16 protein-coding genes are annotated in these 22,210 nt (G+C 40.8%); 7 read left to right on the forward strand and 9 right to left on the reverse strand.

The genetic code is table 11. The features are described 5' to 3' along the window. The first annotated feature begins 4 nt into the window (after window positions 1–4). Together A9267_RS08145 and A9267_RS08150 are read left to right on the forward strand one after the other, a co-directional pair. Window positions 5–937, forward strand: coding sequence for an acyltransferase (locus A9267_RS08145; RefSeq protein ID WP_065108863.1), 933 nt, complete (start codon window positions 5–7; stop codon window positions 935–937). 382 nt (window positions 938–1,319) lie between these two features. Next, window positions 1,320–5,774 (forward strand): EAL domain-containing protein, encoded by a 4,455-nt coding sequence (locus tag A9267_RS08150; RefSeq protein WP_082972291.1) that lies wholly within the window; start codon window positions 1,320–1,322, stop codon window positions 5,772–5,774. 79 nt (window positions 5,775–5,853) lie between these two features. On the opposite strand, the gene A9267_RS08155 is transcribed toward A9267_RS08150, so the two are convergent. After that, the gene (locus A9267_RS08155) at window positions 5,854–6,945 is read right to left on the reverse strand and encodes a branched-chain amino acid aminotransferase (RefSeq protein WP_065108865.1); all 1,092 of its coding nucleotides are present in this window, start codon (window positions 6,943–6,945) and stop codon (window positions 5,854–5,856) included. A 360-nt stretch (window positions 6,946–7,305) separates the two neighbouring features. On the opposite strand from A9267_RS08155, the gene zapB reads away from it, so the two are divergent. After that, window positions 7,306–7,506, forward strand: a complete 201-nt coding sequence (zapB, locus tag A9267_RS08160; RefSeq protein ID WP_055026159.1) for a cell division protein ZapB — start codon at window positions 7,306–7,308, stop codon at window positions 7,504–7,506. Here the strand turns inward: zapB and A9267_RS08165 are convergent. The 7 genes from A9267_RS08165 to A9267_RS21760 all read right to left on the reverse strand — a co-directional run bounded on the left by A9267_RS08165 (window position 7,503) and on the right by A9267_RS21760 (window position 13,144). After that, entirely contained in the window at window positions 7,503–7,715 is a 213-nt protein-coding gene (locus tag A9267_RS08165; protein WP_055026160.1) for a DUF1107 domain-containing protein, read from the reverse strand. The two genes, zapB and A9267_RS08165, sit on opposite strands and share 4 nt — an antisense overlap. A 399-nt stretch (window positions 7,716–8,114) precedes the next feature. Beyond that, a complete protein-coding gene (locus A9267_RS08170; protein WP_065108866.1) occupies window positions 8,115–8,729 on the reverse strand; it encodes a thiol:disulfide interchange protein DsbA/DsbL in 615 nt (204 codons plus the stop codon). Between the two features lie 175 nt (window positions 8,730–8,904). After that, window positions 8,905–9,948: a serine/threonine protein kinase gene (locus A9267_RS08175; protein ID WP_082972285.1), complete on the reverse strand. Its 1,044-nt coding sequence runs from the start codon at window positions 9,946–9,948 to the stop codon at window positions 8,905–8,907. Then, entirely contained in the window at window positions 9,941–10,276 is a 336-nt protein-coding gene (locus A9267_RS08180) for a DUF3630 family protein (RefSeq protein ID WP_065108867.1), read from the reverse strand. Before A9267_RS08180 ends, A9267_RS08175 begins: the two co-directional genes overlap by 8 nt. Window positions 10,277–10,350: 74 nt before the next feature. After that, window positions 10,351–11,823 (reverse strand): protein adenylyltransferase SelO, encoded by a 1,473-nt coding sequence (locus A9267_RS08185; protein WP_065108868.1) that lies wholly within the window; start codon window positions 11,821–11,823, stop codon window positions 10,351–10,353. Window positions 11,824–11,842: 19 nt separating this feature from the next. Then, window positions 11,843–12,181 (reverse strand): hypothetical protein, encoded by a 339-nt coding sequence (locus tag A9267_RS08190; protein WP_065108869.1) that lies wholly within the window; start codon window positions 12,179–12,181, stop codon window positions 11,843–11,845. A 219-nt stretch (window positions 12,182–12,400) separates the two neighbouring features. Next, the gene (locus A9267_RS21760) at window positions 12,401–13,144 is read right to left on the reverse strand and encodes a hypothetical protein (protein ID WP_065108870.1); all 744 of its coding nucleotides are present in this window, start codon (window positions 13,142–13,144) and stop codon (window positions 12,401–12,403) included. A 309-nt stretch (window positions 13,145–13,453) separates the two neighbouring features. Between A9267_RS21760 and A9267_RS08200 the strand changes: the two genes are divergently transcribed. From A9267_RS08200 to A9267_RS08215, 4 genes are all read left to right on the forward strand, one after another. Next, on the forward strand, window positions 13,454–13,846 hold the full coding sequence (locus A9267_RS08200; protein ID WP_065108871.1) for a nitrous oxide-stimulated promoter family protein: 393 nt from the start codon (window positions 13,454–13,456) through the stop codon (window positions 13,844–13,846). Window positions 13,847–13,991: 145 nt separating this feature from the next. Continuing rightward, complete coding sequence (locus A9267_RS08205; RefSeq protein WP_082972287.1) at window positions 13,992–14,825, forward strand: hypothetical protein; 834 nt, start codon at window positions 13,992–13,994, stop codon at window positions 14,823–14,825. Between the two features lie 29 nt (window positions 14,826–14,854). Next, window positions 14,855–16,918 carry a S9 family peptidase gene (locus A9267_RS08210; RefSeq protein ID WP_065108873.1) on the forward strand — a complete coding sequence of 688 codons (2,064 nt, stop codon included), beginning with the start codon at window positions 14,855–14,857 and terminating at the stop codon, window positions 16,916–16,918. A 246-nt stretch (window positions 16,919–17,164) separates the two neighbouring features. Continuing rightward, window positions 17,165–17,749, forward strand: coding sequence for a YSC84-related protein (locus A9267_RS08215; RefSeq protein WP_055025518.1), 585 nt, complete (start codon window positions 17,165–17,167; stop codon window positions 17,747–17,749). Window positions 17,750–18,609: 860 nt separating this feature from the next. Here A9267_RS08215 and A9267_RS08220 read toward each other — a convergent pair. Beyond that, window positions 18,610–22,203 (reverse strand): VCBS domain-containing protein, encoded by a 3,594-nt coding sequence (locus A9267_RS08220; RefSeq protein WP_065108874.1) that lies wholly within the window; start codon window positions 22,201–22,203, stop codon window positions 18,610–18,612. Between the last annotated feature and the right edge of the window lie 7 nt (window positions 22,204–22,210).

Here is a 22,210-nt window from a genome sequence, read left to right on the forward strand (position 1 = left end):
CTCCATGCTAAGTTTTTTACCAGGTCCGATACTGTTCTTTATCAGTTCATTACTTTTAATTATTAACACTGTCGTATGGGCAGGATTAATCAGTATTGGCGGCATCATTAAATTATTCGTGCCAGTGGCTCTAGGTCGTAACCATATTTCACGATTAATGAATCGCTTTATGTGGGCTTGGGCATCATGCAATGGCGGCATTTTAAATTTAATCGCCAAAATTGAATGGGACATTGAGGGACTAGAAGGACTGGATGAAAATGGCTGGTATTTAATTATCAGTAATCATGTCAGTGGATTTGATATTGCTGCACAAACGTATATTTTGCGCAACAACGTACCAATGATGAAGTTCTTTTTAAAACGAGAGCTCATATTTGTCCCATTTTTAGGATTAGGCTGTTGGGCATTGGATATGCCATTTATGAACCGAACCAGCCCAGCCAAACTAAAAAAGAATCCTAAACTCAAAGGCAAAGATTTAGAAACGACTCGCAAAGCATGTGAGAAGTTTATCCATATCCCAACGTCAATCATCAATTATGTTGAAGGTAGCCGTTTCACTGAAGATAAACATCGTCGCCAACAATCACCTTATCGTCATTTATTGCGTCCTAAAGCAGGTGGAATTGCGTTTACTCTTTCAGCTATGGGTGAGCAGTTTACTGGCTTATTGAACATGACATTGGCCTACCCTGATGCTGATGCTAAAGCAAAAGAAGGCATTTTGTACGAAGTCATGTCAGGGCGGGTGAAAAAGATTGTCGTACGTATTGAGCAAATGCCTGTGCCAGAAGTCGATTCTGAAGTGTATTTCTCGGAAGCTGAAACCCGGGTTGAATTTCAACGTTGGTTAAATCAAGTTTGGTTTGATAAAGACCAGCAGCTTGAGGAAATTTTCCAGCAACATGCCCCTGATCAAAAACAAGATAATTAATAGCATTATCGAACATGACTAAAAACACGCTATTCAGCGTGTTTTTTACTTTATTGCGTTAACTTTTAAGTAAATTGTTAACTCTATTAAGCTTTTGCAACATCCATCCTACGTAAAACTGAAATGTAATTTGAAATAAAGCATATAGCTACGTAATATGGTTGCTTAAGACGATTTAAATGCTTTTTTTTGTGTATTTAACAAACGGATAGTGTGTTATTTCTCTCCGCTATGACTATTCTTGTTAAGCATTTACATCCTAACTAACAATATGCAACCAACATCACTAGGTGTTTATTCTAATTACTAAAGGTGCAGATTGAATTTACGTTTAGCCACATTATTTAGCACGTCTTTTGTCATTGCGATGTTTATCATCTCAATGACAATTCAAGCTATCGCAATCACACCTAAAAATGATAATCATTTATTGTCGTTTGATCAGTTCGAAGGCTCTAATGAGCTGAACCAAAACTCAGTCACCAAACTGTTTATGGATAAGGCTGGTATGCTATGGGTCGGAACCCAAGATGGACTGCATAGCTACAACGGAATCGAGTTTGATATTTTTCTCAATGACAGTAACGACCCGTCTAGCATTGTCGGTAATTACATTATTGATATCTTGCAATCACCCGACGATAGCTTATGGGTTGCAACCTTCTCTCAAGGCCTCAGCAAACTAGATTTAGCCACTGGCAAGTTCACCAACTATGGCTTAGAAAGCGGACTAAATGACTTACGCTTAACCAGCTTAAGTTTAATTGGTGACTCATTATGGATTGGCACCAAAACAGGCCTTTATACCCTCTCGCTAAAAACCAATAAAATCACCAAGATTAGTATCAGTAATAGCATTGACCCCAGTATCAGTTATGTCGCCAATGTCGATGATAAATATATCTTTGTTGGCACTGAGCAAAGCGGCACATTTGCCATTGATAGCAATACCATCATTCGCTTAGATATCCCTGCAGATTTAAGAGTCAATAGCATTCATACTAACGCTCAAGATGACTCTGTTTGGTTCGCGATAGGTAACGAGCTAGTTCGCTATGATCTCATCACCCATGAAAAAACACTCGTATGGACTAATCAGCAGCCAACCATCTTTAACGAAATTCATGATTTTGTCATCAGCAATAGCCAACAAGTATGGGCTATTGGTGCTAATGCAGGATTAATACAACTTGATTTAATCGACGGTCAGTGGCGCAGTAAAGTCCATAAATATGACCCTAATAGCCGTCATTCAATCAGCGAAAATAACTTACAAACCATCATGCTCGCGCCCGATGGTACATTGTGGTTAGGCACTCGTTATTCTGGTATTAACAAGCTTAATCTTAACCAAGTCTATTTTAATCATATTTATGAAATGCACCCATCTAAGCCCAAAATGGCTAATATGATCAGAGCTATATTTCGTGATAGCCAAGACAGACTATGGGTTGGAACCGAAAGCGCAGGCGTTAAAACCTTTGATGAAAAACAAGGCCAATTTTATTATTACAATGACTTGTTTGCCACTGCATTAAACCTTAATGAATCTGAATTAAACATCACGGTACATGCAATAACTGAAACGCCCGATGGCAACTTATGGTTCGGAACAGATCATGGTTTAGCCAGACTGACACCGGATCAACAGCTCAGTTTTTTACCGGCATTTGACCACCTTATTCCCAACACTTTGCATATACGCTCGCTCGCGTTAGACGACAAACAGCGTTTATGGGTGGGGAGCAGTAATGGACTGTATTTTGTCTTACCTGGCGAAGGGGTACTACATCAATATCAATTTGATTACCAAGAGACGTACTCTCCTCAAGAGCGTTCAATTCTTTCTCTAAAATATCATCAAAATAACCTTTGGATTGGGACAATGGCAGGCCTAGTAAGGCTAAAGCCAGATGATAAAAAACTCACGTTAAAAGTTCGCCAACCCGCGGACGAATCAACACTGAGTGATAATCGTATCCGTGATTTTATTGCTACCAGCACGGGTGACTTTTTAATGGCAACCCATAGCGGTGTCGACAAAATTATTGAACTGGCAGACGGTAGCATTCACTTTGAAGCTTTAAATGAATCATTAAAGCAACACACGGTCTATGCCATTCTCGAAGATAACCAGCAAAACCTCTGGTTAAGCACGAACTCAGGCATCATTCGTGTCACTCCTGATAATCAACTCGTGGCATTTAATGTCTTTAATGGTGTGCAAGCCAACGAATTTAATGGTGGGGTCAAGTTTAGGGATGCAGATGGTGACTTATGGTTTGGCGGGATTAATGGCATTAACCAATTTACCCCAGATGAAGTCCCCGCAGAAAGGCCTGATGTCAAATTAGCGCTTACGAGCTATACCATTGGAAATGAGCATCATCAATTGCATGACTTATCTCATCCTCCTGAGCTGACTATGCCATTTTCGAATAATGTCATTCGTTTTGAAGTCAGTGCGCTTGAATACAATTACCCAGGATTTCACCAATTAAGTTATAAATTAGTCGGGCACAATAACGATTGGGTTGAACTTAACAATACCAACAATATTACTTTTACAGGTCTTGCACCTAAAGAGTATGAGTTACTGGTGCGCTTCACGTTAACAGACAACAGTTTTAACCAAGCTCCGTTTAGTATCAAATTTACAATCGTCCCACCGTTTTATTTAAGTAAAGCAGCTTACGTCATCTATGGTATTGCCATCATGCTGGCGATTACTTTCCTGATTTATCTTAAACAGCTAAAGCGTGAACAACAGCGTGAATTTGAAATCAGTATCCGCGCCTCTGAAGAGCGCCTGAAACTGGCGCTATGGGCGTCTGGTGATGGCATGTGGGACTGGAACATACGTGAAAATAAAGTCTACCGAACGGACATGGTGCCACCGCTGCGCCTTGGTAATGAAGATCAAGCTTTGATTAATAATATTCACCCAGAAGATAAACCTAGGGTGTCGAAAATTCTTAATCAACATCTTGAAGGTAAACTTGAGTTCTTTGAAGCTGAATATCGTGTTGAAAAACAAGCGGGCAAATGGATCTGGTTAATCGATCGAGGCAAGGTTGTTGAATGGGATCAACAAGACAGACCGGTCAGAATGGCAGGAACCCATAAAGACATCACTGTCAGAAAAGAAACTGAAAACGAGCTAAAACTCTCCACTCAAGTACTGCACAGTATGAATGAGGCCGTAGTGGTGGGAGAACTAGATTACCGTGTTCGCTCGGTAAACCCTGCTTTCAGTCGAATAACAGGTTTTGAGCCTGATGCCATCGCGGGCAAGCATTTCTTATTCCTCGCCCATGGAAAGCGTTCTCGAGATTTCTACCATAATGTCGAATTACAGCTACTGCGTAAAAAGCATTGGGCCGGTGAAATCAACATTCGAACTAAAGATAAAAAAGGTATTTTGGCTTGGCTAGAAATCAACCAAGTCATTGATACTAAGGGTGAGACCAGCCACTTTGTTGCGGTATTTACTGACATCACGAGCCGTAAAAAAGCGGAAGAAGATTTGCGAATTTTAGCAAACTTTGACCCATTGACAGGCCTGCCAAACCGAACCTTATTCCAAGATCGACTTAATCAAGCTATCACTAAGGCCCATCGTTCGAGATCAATTGTTGCCTTGTTATTCCTTGATTTAGACCGCTTTAAACACATCAATGACTCCATGGGACACCATGTGGGTGATTTACTGCTAAAAGCCGTTGCGAGTCGATTGCAAAATGCTATTCGTGAAGGCGATACCGTTGCCCGTCTAGGCGGGGATGAGTTCACCATTATTTTGGAAGGGGTCGCCAAGTTAAAAGCGGCTACCATCATTGCTGAAAAAGTGCTTAAAGCCTTTAAAGCGCCTTTCTTACTTGAAGATAAAAATATTACTGTCTCGCCTTCTATCGGTATCAGTTTATTCCCTAATGACGCTGACGACAGTACCTCACTGATCAAGTATGCAGATACCGCCATGTATCATGCAAAATCTTTAGGTCGCAATAACTTCCAGTTTTACACCGAAGAGCTAAACCAATATGCCACCCGTCATGTTGAGCTTGAAGCTGGGCTTAAAGAAGCGATTCAAAGTAACGAGCTCTATCTGGTTTATCAGCCTAAATACGATATTAAAACCAAGCAAATTTTAGGCGTTGAAGCGCTACTGCGTTGGGAAAGTAAAACGCTTGGCTTTATTTCACCCGTTGAATTTATTCCATTGGCAGAAGAAACTGGGATGATCAACGCCATTGGGCACTGGGCCATTGATGAAGCGTGTAATCAACTTGCTGAATGGCATAAACAAGGCTTTGAAGATATCTCAGTTGCCGTCAATCTCTCAGCAAGACAATTAAAAGCGGATATTATTTCAACCATTGAAGTCGCATTGGCCGTCTCAGGGTTACCTGCTGGAGCATTAGAGCTTGAGTTAACCGAATCGATGATCATGGGTAATCCAAAGGATTCAGTGGAAGTACTGTCGCAACTTAAAGCCTTAGGACTCACCATTGCTATTGATGACTTTGGGACTGGGTATTCGAGCTTGAGTTACTTAAAACGTTTCCCTATTGATACGTTAAAAGTCGACCGAGAGTTCGTGCGCGATATCATTGAAGATCCTGATGACGCAGCAATAACCAGTGCAATTATTACCTTAGCCCATAGTTTAGAGCTGAATGTCGTTGCTGAAGGGGTAGAAACCCAAGAACAACTCGACTTCTTGCAGTCAGAAGGCTGTGATCAAGTCCAAGGCTTCTTGCTGAGTAAACCTCTGCCAGCAGATGAATGTTTGGCCGTATTACAGCAAGACAAACTTGAGAAAGCTAATAGTTAACAGGCATGCGATAGATACACAAAAGGCTCCCTTAGGAGCCTTTTTATTGGTCAAAACACCTGCACTAGGTATTATTCTACTACGTATTAGGAGCCACTCGCTCAACACGTTTAACCCAGCCTTCAGGGCCTTCAAGCTGACCATTTTGTAGTTCAGTAAAGATTTGGTAGATTCGCTTAATACACGGGCCGACCTCACCATCACCAACAGTTACCACTCGTCCATCTTCAAAAATGTACGATCCCACAGGTGACACAACTGCTGCGGTGCCAAAGCCACCTGCCTCAACAATTTCACCCGCCTCGATATCAGCAATAAACTTATCTAGCATGATCGTCTCTTGACGCACTTCACAGCCTAATAGGTGCCCTAGCTCAAGCATTGATTGCGAGGTGATTGATTTTAAAATCGTATCAGTAAATGTTGGGATCACTACAGTGCCATCTTTAAGCACATGGAAGTGGTTCATAGCGCCCACTTCTTCAATCTGTTGATTGTTAGCATCAAGATATAACACTTGAGCAGCGCCATATTCAGCAGCAGCTTGGCCCGCTCGCAGTGATGCAGCGTAGTTACCCGCCGCTTTCGATGCGCCGGTGCCACCCGATACTGCACGGTGGAACTTCTTACTAATAAGTAAACGAATCGCTTTGCTTACCCCATCAGCATAATAAGCGCCACTTGGGCTTAAAATGACACAAAAGGTAAAATTCAGGCTAGGACTCACCGATAGACGATCTTCGGTCGCAAAAATGAAAGGACGAATATACAAACAAGCGCCATCTTGCATCGGGAACCACAAACGATCCACATCAATAAGCGCATTAATGGCTTCAAGTTGAATCTCTTCATCAAGGTTAGGAATACATAAGATATCTGCAGAGTTGTTTAAACGTTCCGCATTCTTATTCAATCTAAAGGTATAGATTTCACCGTCGTCATGCATAAAGGCCTTTGCGCCTTCAAAAATAGACTGACCGTAATGCAATGAAATTGCACCTGGCGCAATCTCAAAAGGAGCATAAGGTTCGATACGTGGATCGCACCATTGGCCATCTCGATAATCCATTAAAAACATATGATCAGTTCTGAGATTACCAAATCCAACATTACCTTCTGGATGAAATTGCTCAGTACGGCGTGACGATTTTAAATTATATTTGATGTCCATTTGCTACCACCTTGAAAACAGAGCTAGCAGACTATGAATCATCAGTTGTAATGTCAAGCAAATGGACAATGTGGATGACATTTAACCGTCAATCGTTCTGCACAAGATGACAATTCCCAAAAAAGGCCGTTTTAAAACGAGGTTTATCTAATGAGTAAGACTTTCATGGGACACTGAACAACAGGGATTGCTGCTAGATATCAGTAAAAAATTACCGAAATACAGCTCAAGGTGATTAAAGCTTAGAAAATAGTAGTAAAACTGGTACTTTTTTTAACCACTTAACAGATTTGTCTATTCCTTAAACCCCAGTCACTGCTAGAATCAGCATTCCATCCAGAAACTATTAGGACTCCCGATATGAGCCTTGAATTATTGTCCCAACTGGAAGCCAAAATCCAGGCTACTCTTGAAAATGCTGAGCTACTTAAAATGGAGCTTGAAGAAGAGAAGCAAAAGAACGCTCAGTTGACTGAGACTAATCAACAACTACAACAAGACCTCAACTCTTGGAATGACAAAGTTAACGGTCTTGTTGGATTACTTAATAGCGAAAGCTAAATAGCATTAGCTTCATTATGCTGAGCAGCTAATAGCTCATTAAGTTCTGAAACAGCCTGCTTTACTTTTGGCAGGCTTTTTTTTGGCATTAAAAAACGTCCCTTCTTAAACTCTAAGCAACCTAGATCTTTAACCCAAATAACCCCTGTAAGAAAAATACGTGCATGTTTGACAATAAGCTTAGGTGCGTAAACGGGGAACCTTCTCATGAGAACTCCTCAAGCATGTTGTTATTGGTTTTTGATGACTTCACTTTGACAATATAAATCCCCAAAGAGTTTCGTAAAGTTAAACATTTTTCACCTTAAATTCAGCGATTAAGTTCAAATAATGAAATAACACAAAAATGACACTTGCCATTTTTTTGACGCTTTGATAGAGTATTTAACGTTACTCAGGGTAAATAACGAGCCAATTGGCTCAACACCGTATCGTTTTGAAATGAATAATTTTGAAACCTACGGTTTTTTTTTGCTTTTTTTCAGGTAGTTGGATAATCAACCTCACAAAATACAGACATAAAAAAAGAGCCACTGCTGGCTCTATTTTTTTATTAAATTATCGAACAAATACTGCGTCAATAATTCGTCTTAGTTAATCTTAATCGATTACTTATCTTTAGACGTTAAGTAGTAAGCGATATCTAAAAGCTCGTCATAAGACTTAATTGAACCAGTCTCAACACGATATTTACCGTTAACCACTAATGCAGGCACACCTGATAGTTTTGCGTTTTCAGTATCACGCTTCATTTTAGACATTTGTGCATTCACCATGAATGAGTTTGCTGCCGCATCAAAGTCTTTACCATCAACACCGTTAGCAATAAACAGCATACGGATATCATCTTGGCTAGTGAAACGTTGCTTAGTATCGTGAATAGCAACGAAAATTGCATGTTCGATTTTCTTTTCAACATTTAACTGGTGAGCAATCGCAAAAGCACGAGACATTTCAGTGCCCATTTCACGGCCAATAAACTCTACGTGTGCTTGGTTAAACGCAACACCTTCTGGCAATGTTTTCTCAATTTTTGGAACAACTGTTTTTGAAAAGTTATAACAGTGGCCACAGAAGAATGAGAAAAACTCTGTAATTTCAGGCTTAGACGTTGCAGGGCCTTCATTAACCACAGTGTAATGTACACCTTCTTTATAATCTGCAGCAGTTGCCGCCAATGGGGCTAAAAGTAGTGCCGCAGCCATTAATAGTGCTTTTTTCATTTTGCTTCCTTTAGTGTGCAATCTTAAATTATTTTTTAATTTTAAAATTTGCCATCTATTGCCTGCTTTACGCAGAGCTAATGTATGTATTACCTAAACCGTATCATAATTTAGGTTATTGCAATATCTCAAGACCTTATCAAGAACATTTGTAACAATCTACGTTAGTTAACACCTAGTATCCCATCAAGCTTAATGGTGCTTCATCTAACGCTGCAAGTTGTTCTTTAAACGCTAAGGTTTGTTGTTCCCAGTATTTGATATCACCAAACCATGGAAAGTTCATTGGAAATGCGGGATCTTGCCATCTTTTACTTAACCAAGCGTTATAGTGAAGCATGCGCAAGGCCCTTAGAGGCTCAACTAAAGCGAGCTGACCTTGGTCAAAATCGTAAAACTCTTGGTAACCTTCTAGCAAGACGTCTAATTGTAACAGCCGTTGAGATCGATCACCCGTTAGCATCATCCATATGTCTTGTACTGCAGGACCTTGCCTTGCATCATCTAAATCCACAAAGCCTGGGCCATCGGGCGTCCATAAAATATTACTGGGATGCAGATCTCCATGCAGACGAATCGTTGGAAATTGATGCCCTGACATCGCACTTTTAGCTTTATCTAACACTTGCTCTGCCACGGTAAAAAACTGCTGGCTAATGCCATCAGCCACTTGACCAGATTGTTGTAAATACGCCAACGCATCATCACCCAAAATCTTTGATGAAACTGGCTCTCTATATTGGAATGCTTGTTTACTGGCATATTGATGAATACGGCCAATGAAGCGACCAACAGACTCTAATTGGTCGAGATTATCGACCTCAAAAGCACGCCCACCAATAGAAGGAAATAGCGTAAATTTATAGCCTTGATAGTGGTGTAAAGTCTTACCATCGATAATCGCTGGAACAGCAATAGGAATATCTTCTGCAGCCAATGCCAGCGCATAATCATGTTCTTCTTGAATTTGTTCTTCAGACCAACGATGCGGCCTGTAAAACTTAACCACATATCGATTCCCACGATCACACCGAAATTGGTAAACACGGTTTTCATRGCTATTTAAAGCCAATAAACCGGTTTCTGGGTATACCGCTAAGCTCTCGATAGCATCTAAAATTAAGTCAGGCGTTAAAGCTTGAAAGTCAAATGATGCATCTTGGCTTTTATTCGAATTGGCTTGCTCTGTCGAATCGTTATCTATTTGACGATTACTCATTTGCGCCCTTCACTGTGACTAATGGTGTTAATAACGTCATTAAATACGTTAACACTTCAATATCCGAGGCGACATCGGTCGATATCCAACAAATATCGCCATAAAACTCGTAATGTAACCAAAGCTGACTACCTTCAAAATTCAATAGCCATTGATGTCTATCTGCGCCCCATTGTTGCTCACGGATTTCGCAATCCATCGCCGCGGCCAATGGCTCAGCAAATTGTTCAAACTGCTCAAAATCTATATCTGCACGGATTAAAATACTGAGCGACTCTTTGTCTAATGCGATTGAATGCAAGCCAATCACGGGCTTTTCGCTATTCATATTGTTAGGTAAACCTGCGTTATTGATAAGCCTACATGTTTACTGTTCGGCTTATCGTATGCTTAAAATAAAAATTAACTGCTACAAGACATAATTAATCCCTGCCCCCACTGCGGCGGACGCTGAGCATAATGTGACATATGTTCTTGCTCGGCATAAGGCTGTGTTAATAACCGGTGTAATTCAACCAATTTACCATTATCTCCCTCTTCTGCGGCGACAATGGCTTCCTGTGCAAGATAATTACGCAGAATGTATTTCGGATTGACGCTGTTTCTTGCACCTTGCCAAGCCTCAATATCTGTCACTTGTCCCACTCGTTGCTGATAGTCCTTATACCAAGCATCAAATGTTGGCCTATCGATGATTTCATCTGCAATATTGGATTTAGCGCTATTGACATCCAAGTTACCAAAAGCCCTAAAGGTGTTGGTGTAGTCCAACATATTATGCTGCATCACCCCACAAAATCGGCCTATTAGGTCTAAATCTTGTTTGTCTTGTTCTGCCGAATTGGCAATCTGCTCTGTTACTGATAAGCCCAATTTAGCCCGCATCAATAACAAGTATTGCTTCACTAATTCTGCTTGGTAGGTATTCAGTGCAGCGACCAAATCATCAGATTCGATCACAGGCGTTAATGCTTGCGCTAAACGTTGCAAGTTCCATAACCCAATACCAGGCTGCTGACCGAACGCATAACGCCCTTCTGGATCAGAATGATTGCAGATGAAGTCTTCTTTAAACGTATCTAAAAAAGCAAAAGGGCCAAAATCAAAGCTGTCGCCCAAAACAGACATATTATCTGTGTTCAACACCCCATGAGCAAAACCAACGGCTTGCCAATGACCAATCAGCACAGCGGTATCTTTAACCACTTGTGTGAACCAGGCTTTGTAACCGTGATAATCTTGCGATAAATGCGGATAATGTTGGGCAATAGTAAAATTAAGTAACTGAATAAGCTTATCTTTACTTCCTTGTTCGCTATGACAAAAATATTCAAAATGACCAAAACGAATATGACTTTTTGCCAGCCTTACGGTAATAGCAGCGGTTTCTTGAGATTCACGCCAAACGGGCAAATCAGAACCTATAACGGCTAAGGCACGTGTAGTAGGAACAGATAAAGCTGCGAGCGCTTCCGATGCCAAAAACTCTCTTACTGCAGAGCGCATTACTGCTCGGCCATCGCCATGTCGGGAATACGGGGTTGGGCCTGCACCTTTTAAGGCAATATCCCAAGCTTGTGGATGCGCATCTTGCCCATTAAATGCTTCACCTAGAATAATTGAACGACCATCACCCAATCGTGGTGAATAACCACCAAACTGATGACCGCTATACACTTGCGCATAATAACTCGCACCAGGTATCTGTTGATTACCTGACATCTGCATCAGTAACTCATCGGTGGGCTTAGTTAGGCCAATTAATGCCGCGGCGTCATCACTCCAAGCAAGCCAATGAGGTTGACTAATAGGCAGCGGGTAAACCTGCGAATAAAATCCTTCAAGTTGTTCAAAAAAATCTTGTTTTAGCTGCATTCATCTTCCCTAAAGCAGGCTATTGGCAATGAATCACATTTTCATCATCGACCTGACATAGCTGCTCACATTGATATCCTTTTTCGATAGCTACAGGTATTGCTGTAGCATTTTCTAGAGCCTGCTTGTCTATTTCAACAAGGCTTTTTCCACTAAGGCGTAACATACCATCGCCTTTTAACTGACACTGCTCAAGCGTGTCATAATAACCCGCAATATAATCCGCTTGTATCGGATTAGCCGGCTTTTTAGCTTGGTCTGCGTAATAAAAAAGAGTCCATTCAGGTGTACGAATACAGCCTGACAAGCTGAATATTCCTAAGCATAAAACCAACAAAGTCAGTACTTTGGTATTCATAAAAAACCTCTTAATTTCCTCAAAAGTGAAGGGAAGCATTAACTCGCCGAGCAAAAAGTAGCGCGATATTGCAACTCCGTTGGCTCAAACGCGCCCTATAATGGCAAGATCCATCAATATGTCTATAACTAACAAAGATATTAGCAATAAAAAAGCGAACCTAAGTCCGCTTTAATTGAATCTAGGTGAAATAGTATTCACCAACAGGTTAAATAGCCCTTAGCCTGCAGCTTTAGATTTTGCTTTCTCGATACGTTTAATTCGACCTTCAAAACCAGTAACAGTTCCATCGCTTAGCTGATATTGCAGCGCTTGCTCACATAGCATAATGGCTTTATCAAACTGCTTAGTATCATTAAGCATGGTTGATAACTGCATAAAACCTGGACCTTTTTCATCAGCAGCAACCTTATTCTGTTGCTGGTACTTGGCATAAACAGCTAAATAGTTATCGGCCAATTGCGCACCATATTGGCAATAATCTGCCTGTTTACGCAATTTATAACTATGACCAATAATATTCAGTAACGTTTGATGCTGCGCTGTGACATCTGCACTGGCATCAAAACTGCTAACGAGATTAGCAAACACATCACCCGCCCATGCACCTGTAGCAGGCAAGTTTACATCCGTTTCTTCGTTTTCTTTTTCTTTTACAACTTCTGGCTCTGGCTCTGGCTCTGGCTCTGGCTCTGGCTCTGGCTCTGGCTCTGGCTCTGGCTCTGGCTCTGGCTCTGGCACGACAGTGTTAGCGCCAACGACAACCTCATCAACAGCCTTTTCAGTTGTTTCTTCCACGACTTCTGCTTCTACGTCAATCACATCTTCTGACACTGTCGTTTCTTGCGGTTTTTCTTGTTGAGCAGATGTTTTCTCATCTAATTCGTTTTGAGCAACCTTCTGCGTTCGACGGTACAAATAAACGCCCAACAAGACTAATAAAATAATGACAATATATTTCATTGATAACACCATACCTGTGTCATGTTTGTGTGTATTTAAATAGCTAAGCAGTCAAGCTCAAAGTCTATTCAAGAGAGATTAATTTTCACGCTGCTTTTTTGAGCAGGTTATCTAGTATTAATAAGCTATTGTGCAGCAATAAATCAAGTATTTATCCTGCTTTTGTGCCATTAAACATGATAAGTGGGGATAAATTCAAATTTTGAGATTTTTGTGCTTTAGCTCAAGCTTATAATCACCTAAATTGAACTGAATCATTGAAGCTAGTTACACTACTCATACCCGAGTAAATTACTAAGGTATTTATTGATGTCTGAATCTTCTATTCTCTCAGGAAAATTACTGTTTGAGCTCAACACAATGACAGCCATGGCTGGCATATATTGTCGTGCTCATCATCAACAGACACAAGGTGAAGAGCTGTGTGAAGAATGTCGTTCATTGCTTGAATATGCCGAAACTCGATTAGATCGCTGTCCTTACGGTCAAGACAAACCAACATGCAATAAATGCCCAGTTCATTGCTATAAACCCCACATGAAACAAAAAGTCCGAGAGATAATGATCTACTCAGGACCACGAATGCTGCTCCCCCATCCCATTATGTCGATTAAGCATTTATTATCAGAAAGAAAACCCGCGCCAGGTAAGCCACCTGAAGGCGTTTCAAATCGTCACATAAGAAAGCAAAAAAAAGCTTAGGATACTGGTCGAAATAGTCGCTTAGAGGTATTATCACTTAGAATGAAATAAGGGGTAACTGATCGAACTCGGACCGTTTTTCTCGCAAGCTTATATTTGGTTATCATTACTCGGCGGTATTCATTGCTTCGGGGTAGGCTTATATGTGCGCTACATATACGCCAACAGCGATCCTAGCACGACACAAAGTAATCGTTTATTAGGCTCGTTATTTTTGCTCATTGCACTTTTTTTTGCCACTGGGGCAATCACCCGTGAAAATGCGCCGATTCAAATTCATTTCATTTTGACCTTAATGGTGCCCTTTTACTTTTTATTGATGCCTTTACTTTATTCATACTGTAAAGCTTGCCTGCAAATTCCGGTATCAGATAGTAATATTCTCAAACACCTATCACCGACGTTAATCACTATGATTGCCATTATGTTTGCAGTGTTTTTCAACATTGGGCTGGATCCGACCGCTTCAACACAAGTGGTCAATTCAGTTAGCGAACTCCGTCATATCAACACGATTGCATTAGTCATGCCTGGGTTCATCATTTTACAAAGTGCCATCTATTTTGGGCTGATATTCAATACCATCAGCAAACATAAAAAACGCTTTAAATTAACCAACCAACAAAGCTTAAAAGATATTAGATTGCGCTGGTTACTGATACTTACTGCTGGAATATTGCTTAATTGGGTACTGCGCATAGTGATGGTATTAATCCCATTTTATTTCGGTGATACTATTTCAGTTTTAGCTCATACCATTGCACGATTGTCACTGCTGATAACGGTTTATGGTTTTGCCTTATATGGTTTGCATCAAATTACTCGTGCAGCCTACCTCAGAGGTAACAACAATAGCGCCAATCAGAATCAATCACACAAGCCACAAAAAGCCAGTGAGCAGTTATTAAATTCTGAAGAATTGAATTATTTACAAACCATCATCAATGAAGATACGGCCTCAGAAAAGCGACTCCATTAACACACATCAAGAATAAGGAAAGGAGCTCCATGTCAACGTTATTAACCCGCCTTCGCCCAATTGGGCTTATTTCTCTACTCAGTATTTCTTTTCAGACAGCAGCCGAATCTGCACTAAAAAAAATCACTATTGATGACTTTTTTGACATCGCCATGATGAAACAAGTGAGTTTTAGCCCTAATGGTAAAGAAGCGATTTGGGTAGAAAGTCGTTGGGATGAAACGCTCGATAAAGCCCAATCTGACTTATGGAAAGTCAACACTAAAACCCGTCAAACTCAACGCCTCACATTCAGTAATGAAAATGAAGCAAGTCCAGTTTGGAGTCCAGACGGGCAATATATTTACTTTCTCTCAAAACGTACTGACAGCCATGAAAAAGCGCCACTGAATGGCAAAAACCAAGTATTTAGAATGACTAATAGTGGTGCGGACTTACAGCCATTGACCAAAGAAACTGAAGGGGTAAATGCGTTTCAGTTAAGCCATGATGGTAAAAACTTGTACTTTACTGGCAATAAAACCACCGAAGAAACCGATGTCTGGAGTGAGATGCGCAGCCGTCATGATGCGCCTCAATATGGTCATGGTGAACACCAGTCAAATCCACTCTATGTGCTTGATTTAGAACACTACAAACAACAAACTTTAATTGATGACGATAAGGTAGTCTGGCAATTCAGTGTTAATAATGCCCAAACTAAAATTGCCCGAATTACGACCGAAGATAATGAATTAGTAAAACTTGAGGGTTGGTCTGACATTGATATTTATGATGTGAAGCAACAACGTCATCAGGTATTGGCTGATCAACAATGGCGTCAACAAGCTCCATCACCTTACGGTTGGTTATTAGGGTTAGCTTGGCATGATAATAATCAGCAATTGGCCTTTCGCATCGACTTTGACGGTCACCCAGGCAAGTTATTTATCGCTGACACCGCCAAAGGCAACAACAGCATAACAGAGCTCTCTCGCCCGGGTAAGGTCACCTTAAATGGACAAGATATTCAGTGGCGTCCAAACAGTGATGAAATTTGTTATCGCGGTGCAGAGTCTGCTCGAGTAAAAATTTATTGCACAGAATTTATCAAGAACAAGCAAGGTGATAGCCGTAAAGTCATAGATGCTGACATCGTAGTCGGCAGCTATGACTTTAATTCATCAGGTAAACAGCTCGTGCTGAGCCATAATGGCTTAACTCATTTTAGCGACCTTTTTATTGCTGATGCTGATAATCGCCGCGCTAAAATTAAACGTATCACTGACATCAACTCGCAAGTAAAACAATGGCAATTACCACAGATTTCCATCGTGAAATGGCAAGCACCTGATGGCGCTACCGTTGAGGGTATTTTAGAACTTCCACATGGCTATAAAGCGTCGCAAGGGAGATTACCACTGATAGTACAAATCCATGGTGGTCCTACATCTGCGACACCTTATGCACTGCAACATCGCTCATACGGACGCAGCACATTTTCGGCGGATGGCTGGGCGATCTTATCGCCAAACTATCGTGGCTCAACGGGATTCGGTGATAAGTTTCTCACTGACTTAGTAGGTCAAGAGCACGATATTGAAGTCAACGATATTCTTGCTGGTGTTGATCATTTAATCGCTGAAGGCATCGCTGATGAAGATAAAATGGCAGTGATGGGCTGGAGTAATGGCGGCTACTTAACGAATGCCCTCATCAGCACCACCAATCGCTTTAAAGCAGCAAGTTCTGGTGCAGGCGTTTTCGATCAGCGCTTACAGTGGATGTTAGAAGATACCCCAGGTCATGTAGTGAACTTTATGCAGGGATTACCGTGGGAACAGCCAGAAGCTTATAAAAAAGCGTCATCACTGACCCATGCCAATAACATTAACACGCCTACATTAATTCATATCGGCGAACACGACCAACGTGTGCCTTTAGGCCATGCTCAAGGGTTATATCGTGCTTTAAAGCACTACCTTAATGTGCCCGTTGAATTAGTTGTGTACCCAGATGAAGGTCATGGATTAAGTCGATATCAGCACCGAAAAGCCAAAATGGAATGGGACAAGAAATGGTTTGATTATTATGTGCTAGGTATACAAGACTAGAAAACAGCCTTTCAAATCAAGACTGTACCTAAGCGCGCTTCGCGTCAGTAGGCTGAACCTTAGCTGACAATAAGCGCGTTATTTTTGCCCTTTGACTCACGGCTTTGATATGCTGCTTGCAAACTTGCATCAATTCAGCTCATTTTTATTGTGAATACGAACATGATTTGCCATTAACATTAATGAGCAAGTAGTGACCCTACATAACAGCTGAAACCAATCCGATATCGATTAACAGGAGTTAGCATGAAAAATATTTTATCCGTCTTAGCACTGAGCGTTGCGCTGTTAGGGCTTACTTTTTCTACTACTGCCCACGCAGATAAATATGCTGACAAATACGCAAAGACCATTGCTGACTTTAAAAAAGCCCCAGAAGTGCAGAGCTTTTTCAATGATGCTTATGGATATGCCGTTTATCCAACAGTAGGTAAAGGTGGTGTAGGTATCGGCGCCGCCTATGGTTCAGGTCGAGTCTATCGTGGTGGCAGCCACACTGGTGACTCAACCCTATCTCAGCTGTCTATTGGTTTTCAATTGGGCGGACAAGCATACAGCGAGCTTATCTTCTTCAAAAATAAAGCTGCGTACGACGACTTTACCAGTGGCACATTCGAATTTAGCGCCCAAGCCTCAGCCGTCGCCATTACTGTTGGTGCAAACGCTCAAGTTGGCTCGACTGGTAATTCTGCCGCTGCAGGTAATGCTGGAAATCGTACAGCAGCCAAAGCAAGTTATATGAATGGCATGGCAATTTTTACAGCGGCTAAAGGTGGTTTTATGTATGAAGCGGCCATTGCCGGTCAAGCTTTCAGCTTTGATCCGAAATAAGCTTATTTAAACAATAAAACTGTCACCCATTAAAAAGGCTGCAATAGCAGCCTTTTTACTCTCTAAAATAAGAGCCAACCCCTTTTGAGCTTATTTATCGATGCGATCATAAGTTGACATAACCCTTATCTGACTTTCAAGCTCTTAGCTTAAAGATATAACCATATCCTGATATAAAATATAACCATAAGCTGACAAATTGTAATATTCACTAATAAACGAGAATAGTGTCATGTTCTTTTATTACGATGAAGACATTAGCTTTTTCTAGCTCACTTTTGTACAAAAGTAAGTTAATGCAGAAATTCTAAAAGTGAGCTGTGATATTAGAAATATGTATGGTAATTAATTAAAGTTTACACTGACCCAATATATTCTTGATTTATATGGGAACGACAATCAGTAATATTATTGAGATGTTTAAGCATAATGAGTGTAAAAGTAAAGCAAAACAAATGGGTGGCTATTTAATTACAGTGACGAGATCAATCAAGTCATTACCTAATACTGATCAATTAACAATTTTGGCCGTTATTTCAGGTACGGCATAAAGGACTCTTTATTGTATAGTTGCCTTTCATTGAATTATCTCAAGCGCTCTAAAAGCTTTATCTAAACTCTGTTATTTTCATTCACCTATTTATTAAAATGCTTATAGCTGGATATTTAAAACTCGCTAAAGACGAAAAAGGTAAAGAGGAAAAATAGATACTTTGTTTGCTATTTATCACTTTTAAAAGAGCGAAAGTCGCATTCAAATAGCACACTTTAGTCTACAAAATAAGTACAAAAAATGCCGCTATCAATAAGCGGCATTTTTAACACATTATTTAAAACATTAATTTACAACAGCAAGTTAATTAGTCTTCTTGCACTGTTGCTTCGGCAGAACTAGAGTAAGTCGTACTTAGATCGTCACCCACAGCATAACTTTCGAAGTCCTCAGATAGCATTGCAGTATCGTTTGCATCAGCGATAACAATGTCATCAGCGAGTAACTCTTTTGCTGACTCTTTAGAAGAGCTACCTATACGGATTTGATACGTTTCTGTCGCTGTACCTGTATTGATTGCTTCATAAGGACCGTAGAAGGTTGTGCCACCATCAATTGAAAGTGAATAACCTGTTGCAGTCCATTCAAGCACTACATCGATATCGGTATCATTTGCATGCGTTAAGCCATCAATGATTTGCTGCGATTTAGATGAATCACGATATTTAACACTACCATCATTACTAAAGATAATTTCGCCCGTTAGGTTACTTGAAGAGGCAGAGCCACCATAAATACTAATATAAGCGGTATTATCTTCGCTAACCTCCGGTGTTGCAGTAAAGCCAGCAATCGCCTGTAACTTAACGGTTGTTGAAATAGAGCCTTCAGCAAGTGGAGTCGTGGTTAAGCGTAACTCAGCGTCAGCGTCTAGTGATGTGTCAGCCATTCGGGCAACTTTATTTACACTACTTCCCGCTATGGTCTTAACGGTTGCTTCAGCAGAACTTGAATACATTGCACTTAAATCTTCACCTTCAGCATAAGTTTCGAAGTCTTCAGATAGCACTGCCATATCGCTCTCATCAGCAATGACGATATCATCAGCGAGTAATTCTTTTGCTGACTCTTTCGAAGAGCTACCAATACGAATTTGATACGTTTCGGTCGCTGTACCAGTATTGATTGCTTCATAAGGACCGTAGAACGTAGTACCACCATCAATTGAAAGTGAATAACCTGTTGCTGTCCAAGCAAGAACGACATCAATATCTGTATCATCAAAATAAGTTAAGCCATCAATGGTTTGTTGATCTTTATTTGCATCACGATATTTAACAGCACCGTCTTTAGCAAAGACAATCTCACCCGTTAAGTTACTTGAAGAAGCAGAGCCACCATAGATACTGATGTAAGCGGTATTATCTTCAGAAACTTCTGGTGTAGCAGTGAAGCCAGAAATTGCTTGTAGCTTAATGGTTGTAGAAATAGAACCTTCAGCAAGTGGCTCCGTTGTTAAACGTAACTCAGCGTCAGCAGTTAATGATGTATCAGCCATTCTGGCAACATTGTTTGCTCCAGTATCAACAACAATTGTGCCTGTAATTGTGATTGCTAATTCAGCGGTAGTGCCATCAAAAGATTCAATAGTAAAGGTATCGAGTTCACTTTCACCCACAACAAGTGCTGCAATCGTGGCATTAGCAGTATCAAGGGTATAGGTCCAAGAGCCATCTTCTAAAATTGCTAATGTACCGTATGTACCCATTAAGGTTGTCTGAACAACAAAACCTTCGCCATCATCTGGGTCAAGTACACTTACAGCACCTGCTGCCGTTGCCTCATCACTTGCAATTCTTCCAGTTAAATCAAAGAATACTGCTGGCGTAGGTTCTTCTGTGCCATCGCCTGCATCAAATACAGACACTTCAGCGTAAATAGCTAAGCTATATTTGCTGTCTGTACCATCTAAAGTTTCACCTGCATCATAGCCTTCAAAGTCATCTGAAAATATACTTGTAGTGCCAGCGGTATCAGAAAATACTTCAATGTTATCAGCATAGAAAGAACCGAAAGGAATCGTTCTATCATTATCACCGAATCTAAATTGAATAGCTTTAACACCATCAGCGAACCACTGGTCTAAGCCTGTATAATCAGAGTCAACAACTGCTGCAGTAGAGAATGAACCTCCACCAATCACTTCACCATCAATAGTCACGGTGATTTGATCTGCCTGATCTAAGTCCCATGTGATTTCTACATCATAAAACTGCTCTTCAACAAATGGGGCAGTGATTATATTGCCAGGGTAAGCGTCACTGTCAGTATTTCGAACAAAGAAACGAGGGTCAATGACAGTGCCGTCGTCTTGAGTTTGAGTTCCTTGAATACGCAAATCTATAAGCGATTCACTAGAACTACCAGATGAGCCATAAAGCGTAATGTAGGCATCTTTAATATTTCCATCACTACCAAGCGCAACCTCTTTAGATATAGATGCAGTCAACTTACCTTGACGAAGGTTATCAACGCTAAATCTAATCTCACCCGTATCGCCGCCTGTATCGCTTATTTTTACAACTTGAGTAAGTGAAGCAACACGAATATTAATTTCAGCAGTGGTACCATCAATAGAAGCGATAGTGATTGAATCACTTACAGACTCACCTAGTTCAAGGTTCGCTAGAGTATCATTTGCAGTGTTAACCGTGTAAGACCAGCTACCGTTGGCACTGATACTAAATGTACCATAATCAAGTGCCACATCAGTTTGAGCAACAAAAGCATCTTCTTCGAAGTTTGGATCGATAATGGTTAGAGAACCAGTTAATGGATCCGTAGCTGTATGTTGAACAGTACCGCCAAATTCACCTTCGATGATTGCTGCAACAGGGTCATTGTTATAACCAACAGCGGCTCCAATTCCGTCAAGTAACGCCTCATCAACAGAACTAGCAACTTGTGAAGTCGTTTGCAAATTAATTTGTGCTGTCTCAAGTGTAACTAAAGACTCTTCAGAAAAAGAACCATCAGCGACGTCACTAGCAAGATCTTCCATAACGGTAGATAAATCTGCGTCAGCATTGTCTGCATCAACTTGTGATAGTAGCGCTAGCACAGAACCATATCTATCAGCATCTTCAGCACCATCAGCACCAAGTTCAACAGTACCAACTAAAGTAGGAAGCACTTCTGTTGTATCAAAACGAATACCAAAACGAGCATTAATTATTTCAGCTGCGTCAGCAAACTGGTTTAAATCACTACCCGCGTTTTGAACAGCCATTTCGGTTAAAGGAGAAACTACATAGGTAGGTGGTGGTAGTATGGTTTCCACACCCTCATCATCAGTCTCAATAATATTTTCAACTACATTCACTACAGATCTTAGTTGAGGAGCATCTAAGGTTAAACCTGTTGACTCGTCCGTATAAGTACCGCCAGTACACGCAATTAAACCCGCACCTTCGAAGTGTACGTCAATAAAAGTAACGCCACCTGAAGTGTCAGAGGTTGCTGTGCCTTGCTCAGGAAGAACCGCAGCACCACTATCATCAACTTCAAATATGTCACAAGTTGCACCATCAATAGGTCCCTTAATAATGCTAGCAGATACATCTAAGGTCGGGTTGATAGTGGGTGTAGATGCACCTACGCCTTCGGTAAAGCCTGCATCATCGGTATAATTAGCAGAAACAGAAATGACAGTGCCTTCGTCAGCTTCAGTAATTGTGTAAGATGTGCCGATTGTACCTGTTGACCAAACATAGGTAATGGTGTCTGCTTGAATTCCGTCAGCATCAGTAGCTGCTGCAGAGATTGTTTCGCCAGCGATAAAATTGCTTCCGGTTATTGCTATACTACCGCGAGTATTTCCATCGAGTTCAGCACCGTCATCACCGCCACAACCTAATAGGCCTGTCGCAATGATGAGCGATAAAAGAGATTTATTATTCATTTTTATG

This window comes from Shewanella sp. UCD-FRSSP16_17 (assembly GCF_001675935.1).
Taxonomy (GTDB): Bacteria; Pseudomonadota; Gammaproteobacteria; order Enterobacterales; family Shewanellaceae; genus Shewanella; species Shewanella japonica.